The sequence below is a fragment of the Parasphingorhabdus sp. SCSIO 66989 genome (genome assembly GCF_032852305.1).
GTDB lineage: Bacteria > Pseudomonadota > Alphaproteobacteria > Sphingomonadales > Sphingomonadaceae > Alterisphingorhabdus > Alterisphingorhabdus coralli.
In genome coordinates this window covers 898,825-916,955 of sequence record NZ_CP136594.1, presented here as the reverse complement: position 1 = coordinate 916,955, position 18,131 = coordinate 898,825, and the positions used below count along the sequence as shown (strand labels likewise).

At 56.9% G+C, this 18,131-nt stretch carries 20 protein-coding genes, 1 tRNA gene and 1 pseudogene; 8 read left to right on the top strand and 14 right to left on the bottom strand.

Annotation, left to right across the window (positions count from 1 at the left end):
- Positions 1-199: 199 nt before the first annotated feature.
- From RB602_RS04220 to RB602_RS04210, 3 genes are read left to right on the top strand one after another with little or no spacing between them, the layout of a single operon-like run.
- Positions 200-769, top strand: a complete 570-nt coding sequence (locus RB602_RS04220) for a DUF2975 domain-containing protein (RefSeq protein WP_317083239.1) — start codon at positions 200-202, stop codon at positions 767-769.
- On the top strand, positions 769-987 hold the full coding sequence (locus RB602_RS04215; protein WP_317083238.1) for a helix-turn-helix domain-containing protein: 219 nt from the start codon (positions 769-771) through the stop codon (positions 985-987). The genes RB602_RS04220 and RB602_RS04215 overlap by 1 nt, the downstream gene beginning before the upstream one ends.
- On the top strand, positions 974-1,645 hold the full coding sequence (locus RB602_RS04210) for a DUF4386 family protein (RefSeq protein WP_317083236.1): 672 nt from the start codon (positions 974-976) through the stop codon (positions 1,643-1,645). Before RB602_RS04215 ends, RB602_RS04210 begins: the two co-directional genes overlap by 14 nt.
- A 212-nt stretch (positions 1,646-1,857) precedes the next feature.
- On the opposite strand, the gene rplL is transcribed toward RB602_RS04210, so the two are convergent.
- Together rplL and rplJ are read right to left on the bottom strand one after the other, a co-directional pair.
- A complete protein-coding gene (gene rplL / locus RB602_RS04205) occupies positions 1,858-2,241 on the bottom strand; it encodes a 50S ribosomal protein L7/L12 (RefSeq protein WP_317083234.1) in 384 nt (127 codons plus the stop codon).
- Between the two features lie 62 nt (positions 2,242-2,303).
- The gene (gene rplJ, locus RB602_RS04200) at positions 2,304-2,822 is read right to left on the bottom strand and encodes a 50S ribosomal protein L10 (protein ID WP_317083232.1); all 519 of its coding nucleotides are present in this window, start codon (positions 2,820-2,822) and stop codon (positions 2,304-2,306) included.
- A gap of 27 nt (positions 2,823-2,849) precedes the next feature.
- Between rplJ and RB602_RS04195 the strand changes: the two genes are divergently transcribed.
- Entirely contained in the window at positions 2,850-2,972 is a 123-nt protein-coding gene (locus RB602_RS04195) for a hypothetical protein (protein ID WP_317083230.1), read from the top strand.
- Positions 2,973-3,238: 266 nt separating this feature from the next.
- Here RB602_RS04195 and RB602_RS04190 read toward each other — a convergent pair whose 3' ends face one another.
- The 4 genes from RB602_RS04190 to rplK form a co-directional block, all read right to left on the bottom strand.
- The gene (locus tag RB602_RS04190) at positions 3,239-3,826 is read right to left on the bottom strand and encodes a hypothetical protein (RefSeq protein ID WP_317083228.1); all 588 of its coding nucleotides are present in this window, start codon (positions 3,824-3,826) and stop codon (positions 3,239-3,241) included.
- Between the two features lie 87 nt (positions 3,827-3,913).
- Positions 3,914-5,536 carry an FAD-dependent oxidoreductase gene (locus RB602_RS04185; protein WP_317083226.1) on the bottom strand — a complete coding sequence of 541 codons (1,623 nt, stop codon included), beginning with the start codon at positions 5,534-5,536 and terminating at the stop codon, positions 3,914-3,916.
- Between the two features lie 227 nt (positions 5,537-5,763).
- On the bottom strand, positions 5,764-6,462 hold the full coding sequence (gene rplA, locus RB602_RS04180; protein ID WP_317083224.1) for a 50S ribosomal protein L1: 699 nt from the start codon (positions 6,460-6,462) through the stop codon (positions 5,764-5,766).
- A gap of 4 nt (positions 6,463-6,466) precedes the next feature.
- Positions 6,467-6,898: a 50S ribosomal protein L11 gene (gene rplK / locus RB602_RS04175; RefSeq protein WP_317083222.1), complete on the bottom strand. Its 432-nt coding sequence runs from the start codon at positions 6,896-6,898 to the stop codon at positions 6,467-6,469.
- A gap of 260 nt (positions 6,899-7,158) precedes the next feature.
- On the opposite strand from rplK, the gene RB602_RS04170 reads away from it, so the two are divergent.
- Together RB602_RS04170 and RB602_RS04165 are read left to right on the top strand one after the other, a co-directional pair.
- Positions 7,159-7,599: an ABA4-like family protein gene (locus tag RB602_RS04170; protein ID WP_317083220.1), complete on the top strand. Its 441-nt coding sequence runs from the start codon at positions 7,159-7,161 to the stop codon at positions 7,597-7,599.
- Complete coding sequence (locus tag RB602_RS04165) at positions 7,596-8,429, top strand: hypothetical protein (protein WP_317083218.1); 834 nt, start codon at positions 7,596-7,598, stop codon at positions 8,427-8,429. Before RB602_RS04170 ends, RB602_RS04165 begins: the two co-directional genes overlap by 4 nt.
- Positions 8,430-8,450: 21 nt before the next feature.
- Here the strand turns inward: RB602_RS04165 and nusG are convergent, their stop codons facing one another.
- The 3 genes from nusG to RB602_RS04150 all read right to left on the bottom strand — a co-directional run bounded on the left by nusG (position 8,451) and on the right by RB602_RS04150 (position 9,451).
- Positions 8,451-8,987 (bottom strand): transcription termination/antitermination protein NusG, encoded by a 537-nt coding sequence (gene nusG / locus RB602_RS04160; RefSeq protein WP_317083216.1) that lies wholly within the window; start codon positions 8,985-8,987, stop codon positions 8,451-8,453.
- 42 nt (positions 8,988-9,029) lie between these two features.
- Positions 9,030-9,227: a preprotein translocase subunit SecE gene (gene secE, locus RB602_RS04155; protein ID WP_317083214.1), complete on the bottom strand. Its 198-nt coding sequence runs from the start codon at positions 9,225-9,227 to the stop codon at positions 9,030-9,032.
- Between the two features lie 148 nt (positions 9,228-9,375).
- A tRNA-Trp gene (locus RB602_RS04150) sits at positions 9,376-9,451 on the bottom strand.
- A 105-nt stretch (positions 9,452-9,556) separates the two neighbouring features.
- On the opposite strand from RB602_RS04150, the gene aat reads away from it, so the two are divergent.
- Positions 9,557-10,423 (top strand): leucyl/phenylalanyl-tRNA--protein transferase, encoded by an 867-nt coding sequence (gene aat / locus RB602_RS04145; RefSeq protein WP_317083213.1) that lies wholly within the window; start codon positions 9,557-9,559, stop codon positions 10,421-10,423.
- Positions 10,424-10,458: 35 nt separating this feature from the next.
- Here aat and RB602_RS04140 read toward each other — a convergent pair.
- The 4 genes and pseudogenes from RB602_RS04140 to RB602_RS04125 form a co-directional block, all read right to left on the bottom strand.
- Positions 10,459-10,641, bottom strand: a pseudogene (locus RB602_RS04140) (DUF2155 domain-containing protein); the annotation flags it as partial.
- 260 nt (positions 10,642-10,901) lie between these two features.
- Positions 10,902-11,300: an NADH:ubiquinone oxidoreductase subunit NDUFA12 gene (locus tag RB602_RS04135; RefSeq protein ID WP_317083212.1), complete on the bottom strand. Its 399-nt coding sequence runs from the start codon at positions 11,298-11,300 to the stop codon at positions 10,902-10,904.
- A gap of 52 nt (positions 11,301-11,352) precedes the next feature.
- Positions 11,353-11,892, bottom strand: coding sequence for a DUF192 domain-containing protein (locus RB602_RS04130; RefSeq protein WP_317083210.1), 540 nt, complete (start codon positions 11,890-11,892; stop codon positions 11,353-11,355).
- 47 nt (positions 11,893-11,939) lie between these two features.
- Positions 11,940-12,584, bottom strand: coding sequence for a regulatory protein RecX (locus tag RB602_RS04125; RefSeq protein ID WP_317083208.1), 645 nt, complete (start codon positions 12,582-12,584; stop codon positions 11,940-11,942).
- 382 nt (positions 12,585-12,966) lie between these two features.
- Between RB602_RS04125 and RB602_RS04120 the strand changes: the two genes are divergently transcribed.
- The gene (locus RB602_RS04120; protein ID WP_317083206.1) at positions 12,967-14,709 is read left to right on the top strand and encodes a fatty acyl-AMP ligase; all 1,743 of its coding nucleotides are present in this window, start codon (positions 12,967-12,969) and stop codon (positions 14,707-14,709) included.
- A 47-nt stretch (positions 14,710-14,756) separates the two neighbouring features.
- Here the strand turns inward: RB602_RS04120 and cas9 are convergent, their stop codons facing one another.
- Complete coding sequence (cas9, locus tag RB602_RS04115; protein WP_317083204.1) at positions 14,757-18,062, bottom strand: type II CRISPR RNA-guided endonuclease Cas9; 3,306 nt, start codon at positions 18,060-18,062, stop codon at positions 14,757-14,759.
- Positions 18,063-18,131: the final 69 nt, after the last annotated feature.

Sequence of the window (18,131 nt, the reverse complement as noted above, 5' to 3'; positions counted from 1 at the left end):
TCTCGAATTTTCGGAAGTCTCGGGGATATAGGCATCTGTTGGATTCGCGTCAAGAGGTGGGCGGTAAACTCCATAAGCAGGCGCTCCCTCAGCGGCCATCTAAGCCGAAAGGGTGCAAAGTTTATTGTTTTTCAATAAATATCTTGACGTTTTTCGATATATCCTTATTGATTATCAATATGGAACGGAGAATCATGATATGTCGATATCAGAACATGAGATAATCAAGAATGACGCGGTGCTGAAGATCGCGCGCGTCATTATCATTTTCGCGCAATGGGTGACCATATTCGCCGGGATCGCCATCGTGCTGGCTATCCCCTTTCTGTTTATTTTTTCTGGCCCCATGCTTGAGGGCTTGGCCGAAGTCTTTGTCAATAAGCCGGATATCCTGCTGATCTCGGCTATTGCTGGCTTCATGGCCGCCGGCGTGTTTACTCTCATCCTGGCCTACTTCTTTATTCAACGCCTTAGAATGATCGTGGAATCCGTCAGCGAGGGCGACCCGTTTATCCCGGTGAATGCGGTGCGGTTGCGCGGCATGGGGCTGGCGATATTGGCGATACAGGCGCTCAGCTTTTTCGGCCAATTCATCTTCGCGGGCGTGATTGCTGCTTATGGCGGCGTGCAGGCATCGGCCGATGTCGATTTTGAAATCAATGCCGAAATACCACTTCAGGGCATTTTGCTCGGCCTGCTGCTGATCGTACTAGCCCGTGTGTTTGATCACGGCGCGGCGATGCGCTCTGATCTGGAAGGAACGGTCTGATGCCGATTACCGTAAAGCTCGACGATCTGCTGCACGACAAGCGCATGACACTGACCGAATTGTCAGAAGAAGTCGGCCTCACCATGGCCAATCTGTCCATCCTCAAAACCGGCAAAGCCAAAGCGATCCGCTTTTCAACACTGGAAGCAATCTGTGCGGTGCTCGAGTGCCAGCCGGGTGATCTGCTCGGTTATAAGGAAGGTGATGATGAGCAATAGTCTTTCGGAAAACCGCGCAGGCGGTCTTGCTGCCCTGTTCTGTGCACTCAGCTATATCTTCGGCTTTGGCCTGTTTCTCGGCGTGCTCGACCGCAGCGGTTATGATGGCCTGTCGGGCGATCTCGCCTTTGCCCTCGACAATCAGGCCGCAATGGTGATGGCGATGATCATATTGTACCTCGCCTTTGGTGTCGCACTGGCTGTTCTCGTTATCGCGCTTCATCGCCGCATGGCATCGGATAACGACTTTACCCTGCAGATCGCCACCAGCTTCGGCCTTGTTTGGGTCGGACTGGTGCTGGCCAGCGGCATGACCGGCCTGGTCGGGCTGCAAAGTGTAGCAAGGATGGCGCTGGAAGAACCACAAGCCGCAGCGACCATCTGGTCGAGCATTGGCATAGTCCAGTCCGCTCTGGGTGGCGGGATAGAGTTGGTGGGTGGGCTGTGGATGCTGCTGATCTGTGTCGCCGCAATCCGTGACAAGCTGCTGCCAGCATGGCTTAACTGGCCGGGCATCCTTATCGCCATCGCGGGTATCTGCACGTTCATTCCAGGCATGGGTGATCTGGCGGCGATATTTGGACTAGGTCAGATTCTGTGGTTTACAGGGCTAGGCGTACATATGCTGCGCCGTCCGGCGATGGTTTTGACGACGTAAAGCCCCTCCCCTTCAGGGGAGGGGTTGGGGTGGGGGCGTTCCACGGGCGCAGCGCAAGCGGTTATCCCCCACCCCGCTGCGACTAACCGCCTTCGCTAAAGCTACGGCGCTAAGTCTCAATGCCCCTCCCCTAAAGGAGGAGGGGGCTAAACAGAAAAAAGGCGGCGCCCCTTGGGGCACCGCCTTTTTTGCAAGCGAAAGTATCGCAAGACTTATTTGAGCTCGACGGTACCGCCAGCAGCTTCGATCTTGCTCTTGATTTCTTCGGCTTCGTCCTTGGTCGCGCCTTCCTTGACGGTCTTCGGAGCGCCTTCGACCAGAGCCTTGGCTTCGCCCAGACCCAGACCGGTGATCGCACGAACTTCCTTGATCACCTGGATCTTCTTGCCACCGTCGCCGGTCAGAACGACTTCGAATTCGTCCTTTTCTTCAGCAGCGCCGCCAGCGTCACCGCCGCCAGCACCCGGAGCCGCAGCAACAGCCACAGCAGCAGAAGCAGAAACGCCCCACTTTTCTTCCAGAGCCTTGGACAGCTCAGCAGCTTCAAGAACGGTCAGCTCGGAAAGCTGTTCGACGAGTTTTTCAATATCAGCCATTTTTCATATTCCTTCAAAATTCAGTGATGTTTCGTGTTTCGGATGTCTTTTTCCGAAGAACCTTATGCGTCCTCTTTCGCGGCATAGGCGCCGAAAACGCGCGCCAGCTGGCCGGCCGGAGCCTGCGCCACCTGGGCGAGCTTGGTCGCCGGTGCGTTGAGGAGGCCGACAATTTTGCCACGCAGTTCGTCGAGCGACGGCATCGAGGCCAGCGACTTGACGCCAGCAACATCGAGCACGGTTTCACCCATAGAGCCACCAACGATCTCGAGCTTGTCGTTACCCTTGGCGAACTCGACGACCACCTTGGCCGCCGCAACCGGGTCATCCGAGCTGGCCAGAGCGGTCGGGCCGCTCAGCAGATCGGAAATTCCAGCATAGGGCGTGCCTTCGGCAGCGCGCTTGGCAAGACGGTTCTTCGCAACTTTATAGGCAGCACCAGCTTCACGCATCTTGGTACGCAGATCGGATGACTCAGCAACCGTGAGGCCCAGATTGCGTGTCACCACAACAACCCCGGTCTCGCCTGCAAATACCGCGTTCAGCTCGGCAACGGCCTGTTCTTTTTGCGAACGATCCATGCCATTCTCCTTGTCTGGCCACACCGCATGAATTGGCACGATGCAACCGCATTACAAACGCCGAACCAGACCCATGGCCTGATCACAGCAGTGAATGTCCGTTTGGGGGAAGACTTTGCCTGTGATGCGGAGCAGTGTGACCGCAAATAGGACAAGGTGAGGAACACCAGGGTTCATCACTGAAAATGCTATCCCCGTCTAGGCTGGAAATTAAGAGAGGCCAATTCCCCTCACCAACTGTCTCGGACGGTGACCGGTTACTCGCGCAACCGTTCCGGGAGCGCACATACAGCGATGGGGCGGAGAGTCAAGCAGGAATGGCGGGCTTTGCGTCGAAGTTTTGCAGTCCCTCGTGATGTTTCCAAGCGATGTGTTAGGTAGCTTTTCGGCTTTTGGGGGTGAAAGCAGACGAGCCGTTATTCGCTGTTGACCCGGCAACCGAATTGTTGCGCACGCAATCCCAATTGTCCGATTTGCTTTATCTCTGATCGCGTATCTTCGAGCATTTTCGTCTGAATTGGTCCTGAGCTAACGTCAATCAGTTCCTCAATTTGAGTCAGGAGTCTTCTTACGGAAACCTCACTAAGGTCGAAGGGGCATTTTTCGTACGGCCAGCGGTTTTCGCCACTTCCAAATGCCGCGTGGTCCAAAAAAGAGAGGCGGTAAATTGTTGCCTTTCCATCCTCACAGCTGGCTCCGCCTTCGAAAACACTTAGCCCACGAACAGGTTCGCCGCCGTAGCTCTCTGCAGCCCACCAACGTGCACAGCCGCCTGAGACGCGATCCTCCCAATACCAGGTCAAACCGAACCCCTTCCAATGATATTCTGCCTTTGCTCTAGCGGGCACGTCATCGGGTTTCGGGATTACAGGACTAATGATTGGAACCAGCCAACCGTAAACGAACAGTGGACCGATTGGCGTAAGCGTAACGGCAGCGATAGATAGTGCTGTCACCAATACGGTGCAGCCCAGTGCACGCTTCTTGCCTATCTTGTACGCCATAAACAAGAACTAGGTATCTGCTTGGATTTCCGCAACAGGGTCGAAACCAGCCATCTGGACCGAGCGCAAAATGCCCTCAGTTTCTATTCACGCCATCTCGCTCTGATTCACATAATCCCAAATTCTCGAGATCACCACCGAGCCCTCGCCCACTGCTGAGGCGACGCGTTTGACCGATCCGGCGCGGACATCGCCGACGGCGAATATGCCGGGATGCGATGTGGCGAATTGGGAATCCGCGCCTGCCGCTTCGCCGCAGAGCATAAAGCCCTTATCATCCTTTTTGACAAGATCGCCGAGCCAGTCGGTATTGGGCGCAGCGCCGACCATGATGAAGAGTGACGGCGTATTCATGCGCCGCACTGTGCCACCGGTTTTGACCTCGATATGGTCGAGATGATCGTCGCCATGCAGCGCCGTCACCTGGGTATTATAGTGAATAGTGATACCCGGCTCCGCCTCCAACCGGCTGGAGAGATAGTTGGACATCGAGGCCGCGAGTGAATCCCGGCGTACCAATAGATGCACATGTTTGGCATAGCGGCTGAGGAACATCGCCGCCTGCCCGGCCGAATTGCCGCCGCCGATAATCGCAACCTCAGTATTGGCGCAGAAGCGGGCTTCCATATCGGTGGCAGCATAATAAACGCCTGCGCCCTCAAATTCTTCCAGCCGGTCGAGCGGCAGCCGGCGATATTGTACCCCGGTGGCGACCAGCACCGCGCGGGCGCATACATAGCTGTCGCAGTCCAACCGGACACGGAACAGACCGTCTTCCTGTCGCGCGATGCCGGTGACCCGGCGCGGCACGGCAAAGCGGGTGCCGAATTTCAGCGCCTGAATATGGCCGCGCCACACCAGATCAGCGCCCGATATGCCGGTGGGGAAGCCCATATAATTCTCGATCCGGCTCGACGTTCCCGCCTGCCCGCCAATCGCGGCATCATCAACCACAAGCGCGCTCAGCCCTTCGGCCCCGGCATAAACCGCCGCCGCTACACCCGCCGGGCCGCCGCCAACGATCAACACATCAAAGATGTCGCCATCGCCGACATCCTCATCCATGCCGAGAAGCCGCGCGACCTTTAGCGGAGTGGGATCGTCAATCACCCGGTCCTTGCCGAAGATCACCGCAGGCCTGTCATGCGCGATGGAGCAGGCTTTGGCCTCGGCTTCGGCCTCCTGTGTCTGTAGCGGCATAGCCTTGAACGGGATTTTGTTGCGGCTTGCGAATATGGCGATGCGGGCAATATCGGGATCAGCCTCCGGCCCGATCAGGGTCAGCGAGCTGTCATCATCTTCCAGCTGCCGACGACGACGCGCGGCGAGAACCGAAATGATAATGTCCGACATTTCCGGTGTCTTGGCCATCAGCTCGAGCATGGCCTGACGCGGTGCTTCCAATGTTCGCGTTGGCTTGGCGGTACGCAGCGGCATGGTCGCCGTGCCGCCGCTCAAAAAAGAGATCTCGCCCATAAACTGGGTCGGGCCCAGCCCGGATTCCAGATGGCGTTCACCGGTGAACGCATTGACCACCTCAATCTCGCCTTCGAGCACATAGACAAAGCGATCATAGCGATCACCGTTGCGGATAAGATATTCGCCAGCCGGATATTCGCGCTCTACCGCTATAGTGCGCAAGGCTGCTACATGGCTTTCATGCAACGGGGTACGGCGCATCTGGCGCAGATCATCAGCAAGCGAATCCATCGGGCGCAGTCCTTATGTAACGGAATATTTCCGCCAATATGGTGCGTTACTGGACAGCGCGCAACAGCACAGAAAAAGCCGGAGAGGTCACCCTCCCCGGCTTTTCTATTCTCATTATCGATGTAACGGATGCGGAGCATCCGCAAGCGCGACTGCGCGTCGGCCGTTAGGCCGCCCCCTCGGAGGCACCATTGGATGAAATCCAATGGTATAGCCGTGAGAGCAAATTACGCGCCTTCGATTTCACCGAGATCGATTTTCAGGCCCGGGCCCATGGTCGAGCTGATCGCGACCTTGCGGACATATTTGCCCTTGGCGCCTGATGGCTTGGCTTTGACGACCGCATTGACCAGCGTGTCGAAATTGGCACGCAGTGCGTCTTCGCTGAAGCTTGCCTTGCCGATACCACTGTGGATGATACCGGCTTTTTCCGCGCGATATTCCACCTGGCCGCCCTTGGCGTCCTTGATCGCCTGTTCGACATTGGGGGTCACGGTGCCCAGCTTCGGGTTAGGCATCAGGCCTTTGGGACCGAGAACCTTACCCAGACGACCGACAACACCCATCATGTCCGGCGTTGCGATCACGCGGTCATAGTCGAGATTGCCAGCCTGCATATCTTCCATCAGGTCTTCAGCGCCAACCTTGTCAGCACCGGCAGCAGTCGCCTTGTCGGCATTGTCGCCGCGGGCGAACACCGCAACCTTGACGTCCTTACCGGTGCCCGAAGGCAGCGATACCACGCCGCGGACATTCTGGTCAGCATGGCGCGGGTCTACGCCGAGGTTCATCGCGATTTCGATGGTCTCGTCAAATTTCGAGGTCGCCAGTTCCTTAACGGTCTTGATCGCCTCATCAATGCTGTACAGCTTGTCGGCGTCCAGCTTTTCAGCCAGCATTTTCTGCTTCTTGGAGAGTTTTGTCATCAGATCAGCCCTCCACCACTTCGAGGCCCATGGCGCGTGCCGAGCCTTCGATAATCCGGGTTGCCGCCTCAATGTCATTGGCGTTGAGGTCTTTCATCTTGGCTTCGGCAATCTGTGACAGCTGCGAGCGCTTGATGGTGCCGGCAACTTCCTTGCCCGGCGCCTTGGAACCCGATTTCAGCTTGATCGCTTTCTTGATCAGATAGCTGGCCGGCGGCGTCTTGGTTTCAAAGGTGAAGCTGCGATCAGCATAGACGGTGATCTTGGTTGGAATGGGCGCGCCCTTTTCCATATCCTGGGTCGCCGCGTTAAACGCCTTACAGAATTCCATGATGTTGACACCGCGCTGACCCAGAGCCGGGCCGATGGGCGGTGAGGGGTTTGCAGTGCCAGCGGGCACCTGCAGGCTGATATAGCCGTCAATTTTCTTGGCCATGACAAGGCCTCCTTTTCTTTCTGTCTGGGCCATAGCTTTACGCGACGGCCCATCAAATTAAGCGGTACAGACGGTGGGATTGCCCTCACCTCCCGCGCGGGTTTCTCTTCACTGCGCCAGGAGCACAAAGCGAGAGAAGAAGCGCACATAGCGCGCAATTCAGGATTTGCAAGCGATTCGGTGATTATTGTATTGCTTCACTAATACAGTTGTGCCTATAGCCAAAGGTAGCAAAGGCGAAGCAAGAGACAGGCTGCATAATGGCAATAACTCCCGAACAGCTATTCAGTTGGGCCAGCACCTCGGCGATGCTCGGTTGGCTGATCCTGATCTTTCTTCCCCGGCGTTGGCCGGCGCTACTCTTTGTCCCGCGCTATCTGATCCCCTTCGGCCTGTCGCTTCTCTATGCCGGGCTGGCGCTGGCGCATATCTTCACTGTCGAGGGCGGCGGTTTTGGCTCGCTGGATGAGGTGGCGAAGCTGTTTACCAAGAAGGAGGTACTGCTCGCTGGGTGGGTGCATTATCTCGCCTTTGACCTGTTCATCGGCGGCTGGATCGCGGTCGAGGCGGACAAACTCGGGCTGGCGCGGCTGATACAGGCACCGATACTGGTCGCCACCTTCATGCTGGGTCCGCTTGGCCTGGCGCTGTTCCTAACCATGCGCGCAGGCTATTTCGCCAAAGAGAGGGCAGCAGCATGAGCAGCAACGCCACAGCTACGCCATCTATCCACATGCCACTGATACCCGCGCTGGATGACGATCATCTGACGCGTTTATTCCTGGCGCTGGCTCTGTTCCAACTGGCCTGCTTTGTCGTGTTCATCCCTGCCTGGCTGCTGGATACGCGCATCCTTGACAGCGCCGCGATCTGGACCAAGCCGCAAAAATTCCACATCTCGCTGGCATTGCATTTCGCGACATTGGCGGTGCTGGCGCAACTGTTGCCGCGCGACTTCCGCACAGGTCCCTTGATGATCATCTTTGGCTATCTCGCTGCCATCTCGATGATCTATGAATTCGCTTATATTGGCCTGAAAGCAGCGCAAGGCGGCCGCTCGCATTTCAACTATGACACCCCGGCTGAATCCACGGCCTATGCGCTGATGGGCGTCGGCGCGGTGCTGCTGGTTTTCGTCGCGATGGTGCTGGCGGTGCAAATCTGGCGCAAGGGTGACCGCAGCCGCAAGGGGCTTTGGCTCGGTTCGATTATCGGCCTTTCCACCGGCTTTGCGCTAACCCTGTTGGTCGCCAGCACCATGTCGAGCACCAGCCGCTATGTCGGCGCGCCGCTTTCCGGCGGCGGCGAAGTGTTCCCCTTTTTCGGCTGGTCTCGCGAATATGGTGATTTACGGCCCTCGCATTTTGTCGCCCTGCATCTGATGCAGACGGTGCCGCTAGCCGGTTATTTGGCGAATCGTTTCAGATGGCCTGCTATCCCTGTAGTTCTGGGTGTGACGGCGCTGCAAATCGCTTTATGTCTCGCCCTGTTTTATCAGGCTCTGGCAGGGCAGCCTATATGGCCTACTTAAACTCCGCGGAATGCGGCTCACTTATTTCGCCAGCTCAACCTGCTCAAAGTCCAGCTCAACCGGCGTAGCCCGGCCAAAGATCGACACCGACACCTTGACCTTGCCCTTGTCGAAATCAAGCTCTTCGACCACGCCGTTAAAGCTGGCAAATGGGCCTTCAAGAACCTTGACCTGATCGCCGATCTCATATTCGACATCGACCTTGACGCGCGGTGCGTTGGCGGCTTCTTCCTTGGTGTTGAGGATGCGCGCAGCTTCGGCTTCGCTGATCGGCTGCGGCTTGCCGCTGGAACCGAGAAAACCGGTCACTTTGGGCTGATCCTTGACCAAGTGATAGACATCATCGGTCATCTGCAGCTTGGCAAGGACATAGCCGGGGAAGAATTTGCGCTCTGACTGCACCTTTTTGCCGCGACGCACTTCGGTGACAGTCTCGGTCGGAACCTCGATTTCCTCAACCAGCTGCGTCAGCTCCAGACGCTCCGCATCGGCCAGAATCGCTTCCTTGACCTTGTTTTCAAAGCCTGAATAGGCGTGAATGATATACCAGCGTGCCATAAGATCGGGATTTCTATCTACAAAGAGGGCTTCAAAAATTGCTTATGCAGCGAGCGAGAGCAGCGACTGGACGATCCAGTTGAAGAAGGTATCTACGCCCAGGAAAAACAGCGCCAATATGGTCATCATGATGAACACCATCACCGCCGTGACCAGCGTTTCCTGGCGCGTTGGCCAGACCACCTTGGAGGTTTCGGCCCGCACCTGACGGACAAATTCACCGGGAGACGTTTTTGCCATTTCTCTTCACTCGCATTTCGCTTTAACGGCCCTGTCAGGGGACACAGATTTCCCTCCGCTTCGCTTGCGGAGACTGTAATATATGTCCGATGTCAGGGAATTGCGAGGGCGATAAACCCATGTCACCAAAAACGCAAGCGGGAAGAAATGGCAGGGGTGACAGGATTCGAACCCGTGGCCCTCGGTTTTGGAGACCGATGCTCTACCAACTGAGCTACACCCCTGCATGGCGCTTATTGGCCGGATGACGCCCTTACCGGCTCGCTCGCCAACTGGCAAGAGCACAATCATCCTTTGACCCGGCTTTCGACGGCGTTAGACATATAAATATGATCATAGACCCGGAAGTCCTGCTGCGTGCCTATGCTGTCGGCCTGTTCCCCATGGCCGATTCGCGCGAAGACGAAGAGGTGTTCTGGGTCGAGCCCAAAGACCGGGCGATCTTGCCGCTTGATGGGTTTCACCTGTCGCGCTCGCTGCGCAAGACACTGCGCCGCGACGTGTTCACCATAAGCTGCAACAGCGCGTTTGCCGAGGTGGTTGATCTATGTGCTGAGGCAGCACCGGATCGCCGGGAAAGCTGGATCAACCCGACCATCCGCGAAAGCTACCAATTACTGCATCAGCTGGGCCATGCACACAGTATTGAGTGTTGGCAGAATGCTGCGCTAGTCGGCGGGCTTTATGGCGTCTCGCTGGGCCGCGTCTTTTGCGGCGAAAGCATGTTCAGCCGTCAGCGTGATGCATCCAAAGTGGCACTGTGTGCATTGGTCGCGGCAATGCGGTACGGTGGTTTCACCCTGCTCGATTGCCAGTTTATGACCGATCATCTCGCCAGCATGGGCGCGATCGAAATATCGCAAGACGAGTATCTGGAGCGACTGGATGAAGCTTTGCAGGGCAGCGCCTATGAGCGCCCTGCAGCACGCAGACCCCGGCTTTATGGCACGGCCGGCGGCGGAGGATCCTCCGCTGGCACGGTTTCCGCCGGTGTCGGAGGCGCTGCCGGCGCAGGCCCGGCCGGCGCGGAGGCAGAAGCTTCATTGCCGGACGCATTTTCCGAGTTGCTTTCCGCCGCCGGAGCGGATGAACGCCGGGCAGGCGCTGATTCAGACGATTGCGATGCGCTTGATCCGGCGACCGGTTCTTCCTCACCGGGGAAGCTCATCGCGCAGTCCTTGACCCAGACATCATAGACCGGATGTTCGACAACACTGACAGAAGGCGAATTCTTGAACAGCCAGCCGGAAAATACGCGGCGCCATTTCGGGTCTTCGCCGCGCTTTTTGCGTTCCTGCACGGTAACCTGCACAAAGGCACCGGTCTCTGCGGGTGACTCCCAAGGCGCGGTGCGCTCACAGGCTTCCATCTTCACCAGGACATTGCCGATGCGTCGCGATTCACCCGGTTTCATTTCCAGATCGCGCGTCTGGTTGTTACGCTTGTTGAGGAAACCCAGCGTAGCAACCCGCTCCGCCATGGGCGTGCCATAGCTGTCGGGACGCTCAATATCTGGCGTTACCTCTTCGTCAGCTTCTGTCTGCGAGACTTCTGCCTCGGTTTCAGGCACAGCATCTTCAGGATTGTCAGGGCTGTCACCAGCCTGCTCGCCACAGCCGCTGAGGACCAGTAGGCTGAGGCTAGCAATACACAGTCCATGGCGCCGCGCGCGAATCAATCGCCCGGTGACCATGCTTCATAATCTCCGGTTGCCGATGCCCGTTTTGCACCACGCTCCAGCGCACCGCCGGGCCGATAGGCCTCGACTGTCCCTGTGCGGTTAGGCTCATAATCACGCTCCCATATGCGCGGCGGCGGCAAATGGCTCTCGGGCACTTCATCATAGCTCTGATGCAACCAACCGTGCCATTCCGCCGGAACCCGGCTGGCATCATTGGCACCATTATAGATAACCCACCGTCGTTCGCGCTCGCCATCACGCACCTTCTTGCTGCGATAATAGACATTGCCGAACGTGTCCTCGCCGACCCGCTCGCCCTTGCGCATAGTGTGCAGGCTGGTGCCGATTGTGGCGCCATCCCACCAGGTGAATATCTTGCTCAATAGTCCCATGCGCGCTCGCTTACCCGCACCTGCCCCATGGAGGCAATAGAAAAGCGACGGGTTATTGCCCGCGCCGTTTTGCCGGGTCCCAGGATTCTGTCCAGGAAACTCTGTCACCAGGGCTTATGCCCAGCTCTGCCGAACGCCCGGCCAAGATTTCCAGCACCCCGGCCACCGGCTCACCTGATTGCACGCTTTCCAGCGAATAGGGCGTGGTGTTGGCGGCAATGCTCTCAATCGTGCCATCGGCGCGGACAAAGATGATGTCGAGCGATGTCGGTGTGTCCTTCATCCAGAAGCTCGCCGGACGCACCCGGTCAAACGGGAAGATCATGCCCGCATCGGGGGCAAGCTCGGTGCGGAACATCAGGCCGCGCGCCTGTTCGCGCGATGTGCGGGCAACCTCGACGGTAAACTCATGCGTCTTGCCATTGCTGGTGATTGTCAGCGGCACCAGATCAAGACCTGACGGAGCCTTTGCTGGGCTGGCGGTTTCGCCAGTGCTTTCCGCTCCCGCATCACTCTGACGCGCATCAGTCGGAGCAGCACAGGACGAAAGCGCGATAAGCGCGCCCAGCATCAGCGTGAAAAATCGATTCATATTATGATCCTTGTGACTGGCCTTTTGTCCTGTTCCCCGTGGGCTGTCTATTCCGACGCAATCAAACCGTCCAGCGCGATATCCAGTTGTTCATCGCCAATTTCCCGTAACCTCTCAAGATTGCGCGCATCCACCAATGTCGCCGCGACCATAAAATCATGCCCTGCGCGCACCATCATCTGTATCTGCTTCTGCCGCAATTTCTGGCGCTGCTGCGCATCCGCCTCGGTCTCGCGCTCGGCTGCATCCTCGCTATAGGCCGCAAACGGCCCGATCCGCCGACGCTTGGCCAGCAACAATGCCGATTTCCAGCGCATTGCTTCAGCATGATCTCGGGCGCCCTGGGCATCCTCCTCATCAATGCCGGATGCCCGCAAACTATCGTCAACCCGCCGCTTGCCATAGCCGCGCCGCGACAGACTGGCCGCCTTGGTCTCCGCATAAAGCGCATCATTGATAAAGCGCTGCGCCACACAATAATCAACCAGAGCATCAACATCGGCAGGCATATCATCGGCCCAGCCGCGCTCTTTCACCTTGCGCAGCAGATATTGCCGCAATTTATGGCTGGAGGTGGCATAGCGGGCGACATAACGCAGCGCCATATCGCGCAGTTTCTGCGCATTGAGCGGCCGCGGAGCGCGTTTCTTCATCGCGCCGCGCCGTCGATTTTCAATATGGTCATCTGCCATCAATACCTATCAGTGCACTGGTTTTACCTGTTTTCCCACCCTTAATCGACAGGGTTATCCACACCCCGAACGCTGTTTATCTTTGGACCTCATGATACCGGAAAGCCCGTCTCGCCATCATTATGCCACAGTCGCGTCCAATTTCTGTCGGCTGTTGCTGTTTACAGCACATTTCAAATGCGACATTTTTGTGTATAGCTGTGTTGATAGCAGGATCGCAATCGATCCAAAAAGGGGAGATGGGGACGCAATGTTGAGGCTATCTGCCACGACTGTTATCAGGCGCGACCGTACACAGAATATTGCAAACAAATGATTTTTTAGCATGAATCCGTTGGTATAATGGTCATGCAAACAAAGAAATGATGTGAGCTAAAACCCTATGTCTGATGCCATAGAAACATTGCTGCCAACGCCGACCCAGGACGATCTTCCGCGTATTCTGGCGGAATTCGATACGCTGGGTGATGCGCTGGATTATGCCGCAAGGGGCAATCGCGGTCTCAATTTCCACGATATGCGCGGCACGTTGGAGCGCCCCTATCCTTTCTCCGAGCTGCGCACTGATGCGCTTGCCATGGCGCACCGGCTGATCGCCGCAGGTATCAAACCGCAGGATCGTATCGCCCTGATCGCCGAGACCGGTGCGGAATTTGCCGCTCTTTTCTTCGGCGTGGTCTATGCCGGTGGCTGGCCAGTACCGCTGCCGCTGCCGACCAGCTTTGGCGGCAAGGAATCTTATGTCGACCAGCTAGCGGTGCAGCTCAAAAGCTGTGACCCGAAGATGCTGTTCTTCCCGGTGGAACTGGATGAGATGGCCGGAGAAGCGGCGAAACAGTGCAATGTTACCGGCATAAGCTGGGAAGACTTCGCCACCCGTGAAGCGCCCGAGGCAAAACTGCCCAAGGCCGACCCGCAGGACATTTGCTATCTGCAATATTCCAGCGGCTCAACCCGTTTCCCGCATGGCGTCGCGGTGACGCATCATGCCCTTCTCAACAATCTTTCGGCCCATTCCAACGGCATGGAACTGGTCGAGACCGACCGCTGTGTGTCCTGGCTGCCCTGGTATCATGATATGGGGCTGGTCGGCTGCTTCCTGTCGCCGATCGCCAATCAGGTTTCGACCGACTATCTTAAGACCGAGCATTTCGCCCGCCGCCCGCTGGCATGGCTCGATATGGTCAGCCGCAATCAGGGCACAACGATCAGCTATTCACCGACCTTCGGATATGATATCTGCGCCCGCCGCATCGGCAGCCAGTCCAAGGTTGCCGAGCGCTTTGACTTCTCACGCTGGCGGCTTGCCGGCAATGGTGCGGATATGATCCGTCCCGATGTGATGCAGCATTTTGTCGATGCCTTTGCCCCTGCCGGGTTTGACGCAAAAGCCTTCCTGCCGAGCTATGGCCTGGCCGAAGCGACGCTGGCGGTAACACTGATGCCGCCAGGCGAAGGCATTGTCGTCGAGCTGGTCGAGGAAACCCGCCTCTCCGGCGCGCCTGCAGATAATGACGACAATCCGGTGCGCTATCGCTCGATCGTCAATTGCGGCAAACCGGCCAAGGATATGACCGTCGAAATCCGCGAGGAGAACGGCGCGGTTCTTCCGGAAAAAGCCATTGGCAAAATCTGGTGCGCTGGCCCCAGCATCATGCACAGCTATTTCCGCGATCCGGAAGCGACCGCCGCCTGTCTCGTCGATGGCTGGCTCGATACCGGCGATATGGGCTATATGTCGGACGGATATCTCTATGTTGTCGGCCGCGCCAAGGACATGATCATCATCAACGGCAAGAACCACTGGCCACAGGATATTGAATGGGCAGTGGAACAGCTTCCCGGATTCAAGGCTGGCGATATCGCAGCCTTTGCTGTTACCACACCGGGCGGTGAAGAAACCCCGGCGGTGCTGGTCCAATGCCGCACCTCGGACGACAATGAGCGCGCCCGCCTGCGTGAGGAAATCCGCGAAAAGGTGCGTTCGATCACCGGCATGAATTGCGTCGTCGAACTGGTGCCACCACGCACCCTGCCGCGCACGTCATCAGGCAAACTGAGCCGAGCAAAGGCACGCAACCTTTATCTCAACGGCGAAATTCAGCCTTATCAGATCGCGGCTTGATAGCGAGAAACAAGCTAGATTCGGACGCATAATCCTGCCCGATCTGCTCACACCTCTTCCCTAGGGCCGGGATCAAACACCCGGCCCAAAGGATCGATCCGCACCTGACGCGCGCGCATTTTCTTGCACGCCATTGCCGAGGCATTGATATATTTGAATGGGTCCACACCTTCGGGCTTGGCATCGCGCGCCTTTAGCGGCCCTGCCTCGTTATGATGGGCCAACGTGATCGCGCCATTGGCGGTGAATTTTACCACGCGAACAATCTCGACCGGGCCATCATCGCGCTCAATCGCCAACAGATCATTTTGCTGTAGGCTGAGCATCTTCTTTGCTGCAGGATGTGGACGCGGCGGTTCATAATCAGACTGATGCAGGTTGAAGGTACTGATAATACTGCTTTGCTGCTCGCCCTTGCGGTCCTTCCATTTTGTGACCCAGCGGCCATTAGGCAATCGCCAGACATCATAGCGCGCATTGGAGTTGCCCTTAAATCCTTTATAGATCCGGCCCTGACGGTCGGAGACAGGGATGACCTTTAACGGCTCATGCACGCGGATATGCTTAAGGCCCTTGAACAACAAAGGTTCGCGCTCATCACGGCACCATCCTTTGGCGGACAATTCCTGTAATGCAGCGTCGAAAGCCTTGCCATCCAGGCCGCCGGCGACATCGCGTAAAGCTTCAAGCAACATCGGATCGGCGATACGCTGGCTATTGACTAAATCGGCTGGTCGCAGCTGCGTTAGTGGGATACGGTGCACCATAATGGGTGTTTTGCCGTCTTCGCTATGACGCCCGGTAAAGCCATAGGCGGTGTCATTGTGCAACTGGCCCGAGGTTGAGCCTGACCGTGCATTACCGCGCTTCTTACCGGCATGATCGGGCTTGTGGCTAATCACCATGGTCGCCAGCGTTGCTGAAAGATGATCGCGGAATTCCATCCATGGCAGCGGCAGCCTATCAAACATCTGAGTCACATCATTTGTCTGCCGTGCCGCCGCACAATTGACCATTTCATATAGCATTGCGGGGGTCGTTACCGACACGATAGCAGCATTGATGGCATGATGCCGATGGTCGGTAGATTCAATCGGGCTATTGTCGCCGATATCCGTCTCTTTACAACCCGGCAGAAGGTCGCAGAGTTTCCATGCCTTACGCAATGTGCCGGTGAGATAACCCGGAATCACGCTGACCGGCGGCATTACCTGCTTAGCAACAGAGTGTGTATCCGCAGCCAGATCCTTCTCCTCCTTGGCATAAAGGCTGCCGAGATAGGTACGGACTGCCTCTGCCAGATGGTGAGTATCGTACAGTTGGCGACGTACAAATCCGCCCTGTGCCTCGATCCGATCCATGGCATCCGGGGCGAAACGCCATTGCTGGGCCGCGGGCAGTTGCTCAATCTGCTTGGTAATCCGTTCCCAGCGCTCGCTATTGCCCCATGCTTCCCATGGGCTACGCCGCGCTTTCTCGTCATCACAATCACGATGCACGACCGTCATATTCGCGCTGCTGTCATCAAGCGTTCGGCTATAGGGCAAAATATGATCCACCACCGCAGTACCGTTGAACAGCATCTTCATGGTGATCATATTGCCGCAATAGGGACAATAGCGGGCACCGTTTTCGCCCGGTTTAAGTCGCTCCCAAAGCCGCAAGAGCATGCGGTTACGGGCCGTATCATCGGCGCCATTTTGCCGCAGTATCGCCGCCTGCTTGCGCGCTGTAACGCTCTTGTTGCGCAACTTGCCGCGATAGGCGTCGCGCTCACGCTCGCTGAGTTTGAGCTCGCGCGCCAGTTCAACGGTTATGCTATCCGGCCGTCCATGGACAGCGATGATCTGGTTAATCAGTTTCTCAAGCTGGCGCAGGCTGATATGGATCGTCGGATTGTTAATCCTGCCCCAGCGTTTTTCAGGCGGATCAGCATGATCATGCGTTCCAGGCGGTATATGATGCGCTAATATGTCACCATAATAAGGCAGATGCGGTCGACTATCGCCTTGTGCATCAATCGCCCTTTCCCAGCCTAGCTGTGTCACCGCCTCATCATAGCCAATAACATCACGCTTCAGCGCTGTGAGGATCTGAGCGGTTGCGCTTGGACCAGTGCGGCCATAGCCTTGAGGCAAAAGCCGCGCTGCTTTTTCAATGCGGCTAATCTGGTTGTCGTCAAAACCATATTGCTGCTGCAGAAACTGGCGCAGCTTGTGCGGGTCTTCTTCGCGCAACAACCTTTCGATCAGCGTCCATCGCTTATCATGATCAAATGCAATCCACCCATCGGCAAACAGACTTGAATGGCTCATGGCGGCATGCAGCGCATCGCCAGCCATCTTCGACCGACTATCAGGCGCACGGTCAAAAGACTGGCCCGGTTCCAGACCAATCAGTTTGGCCAGTGCGGTAAAGCTGGAAGACTTTACTGTCTTCAGCCTCGCAATGATCTGGTCTCGTTCCTGTATAGATAGTCTTCGCGGTGATTGCCCCGGCGCTGAAACGCGCAGCCTGTTGACGGCAGCAAATAACTGCAGTTGCTGATAGGTGGGATGCGCCTTGGCGAGCCGCATCTCCTCAGCAACAAACTCGCATGCACCACCCATTTCAGACTTGAGTGGACGCTGGAAAAGCAGCACCCTTTGCAGCGCATCACGCAAGCTATCTTTGCGCATTTGCGGATGGTAACGCGCCTGACTTGACCAGATGGCATCAAACTCCTCGGCGATATGATGCCGTTGCGGATAAAACTCATACCCCTTCAACGCATGCCCGCTGCCATCATCCTTGTCATCATGCAAGCGCACGCGCACTGGCTGGCCGAGGGCCCGGCGCATCGCCAGATACTCGCCCAATGTGCGCGCACCGGCCTTTGCCATCGCTTCATCCAGCCTGACTGCGCCAATATGAATCTTGCCATCATCGTCCTGCGCGCGTTCTGCCTTGCGGTTTGAACGAAAACCACGTCGCTGGTTGAGGTGAAACAGCGCACGACCGACTTCATAAGGCTCAAGCCTCTCATCCAGCGCTCTACGCCGCAACACATAGGGGTCGAAGTCCGCCAGCGCTTTGGCCTCATCCTTGTCTGGCGACATTAATCCATTTTGGACAAGAATATTCAGCAAAGCATCACGGCGGCCAAGATAGCGATCACGCCGTCGCCTCGCTGCGCGCGCGATCCGGCGTTCAACCGCAAGCGGCGCACCGGATTTTGGGTCACGGCCATCGGCAAAAATCCGCACACCAGAGGCGATTATCCGATCGCCAAGCGGCTTATCCGGCTGAAAGCCGATGAGGCACCAGCCAATGGAATGTGTGCCTATATCCAGACCCAAGCGCGTCGGCATCATGTCCCCTGTCAGACTTTGCGAAATTACTGGCAGCCCAAAAAAGCCAGGGTAAATTGCAACCAATATCGG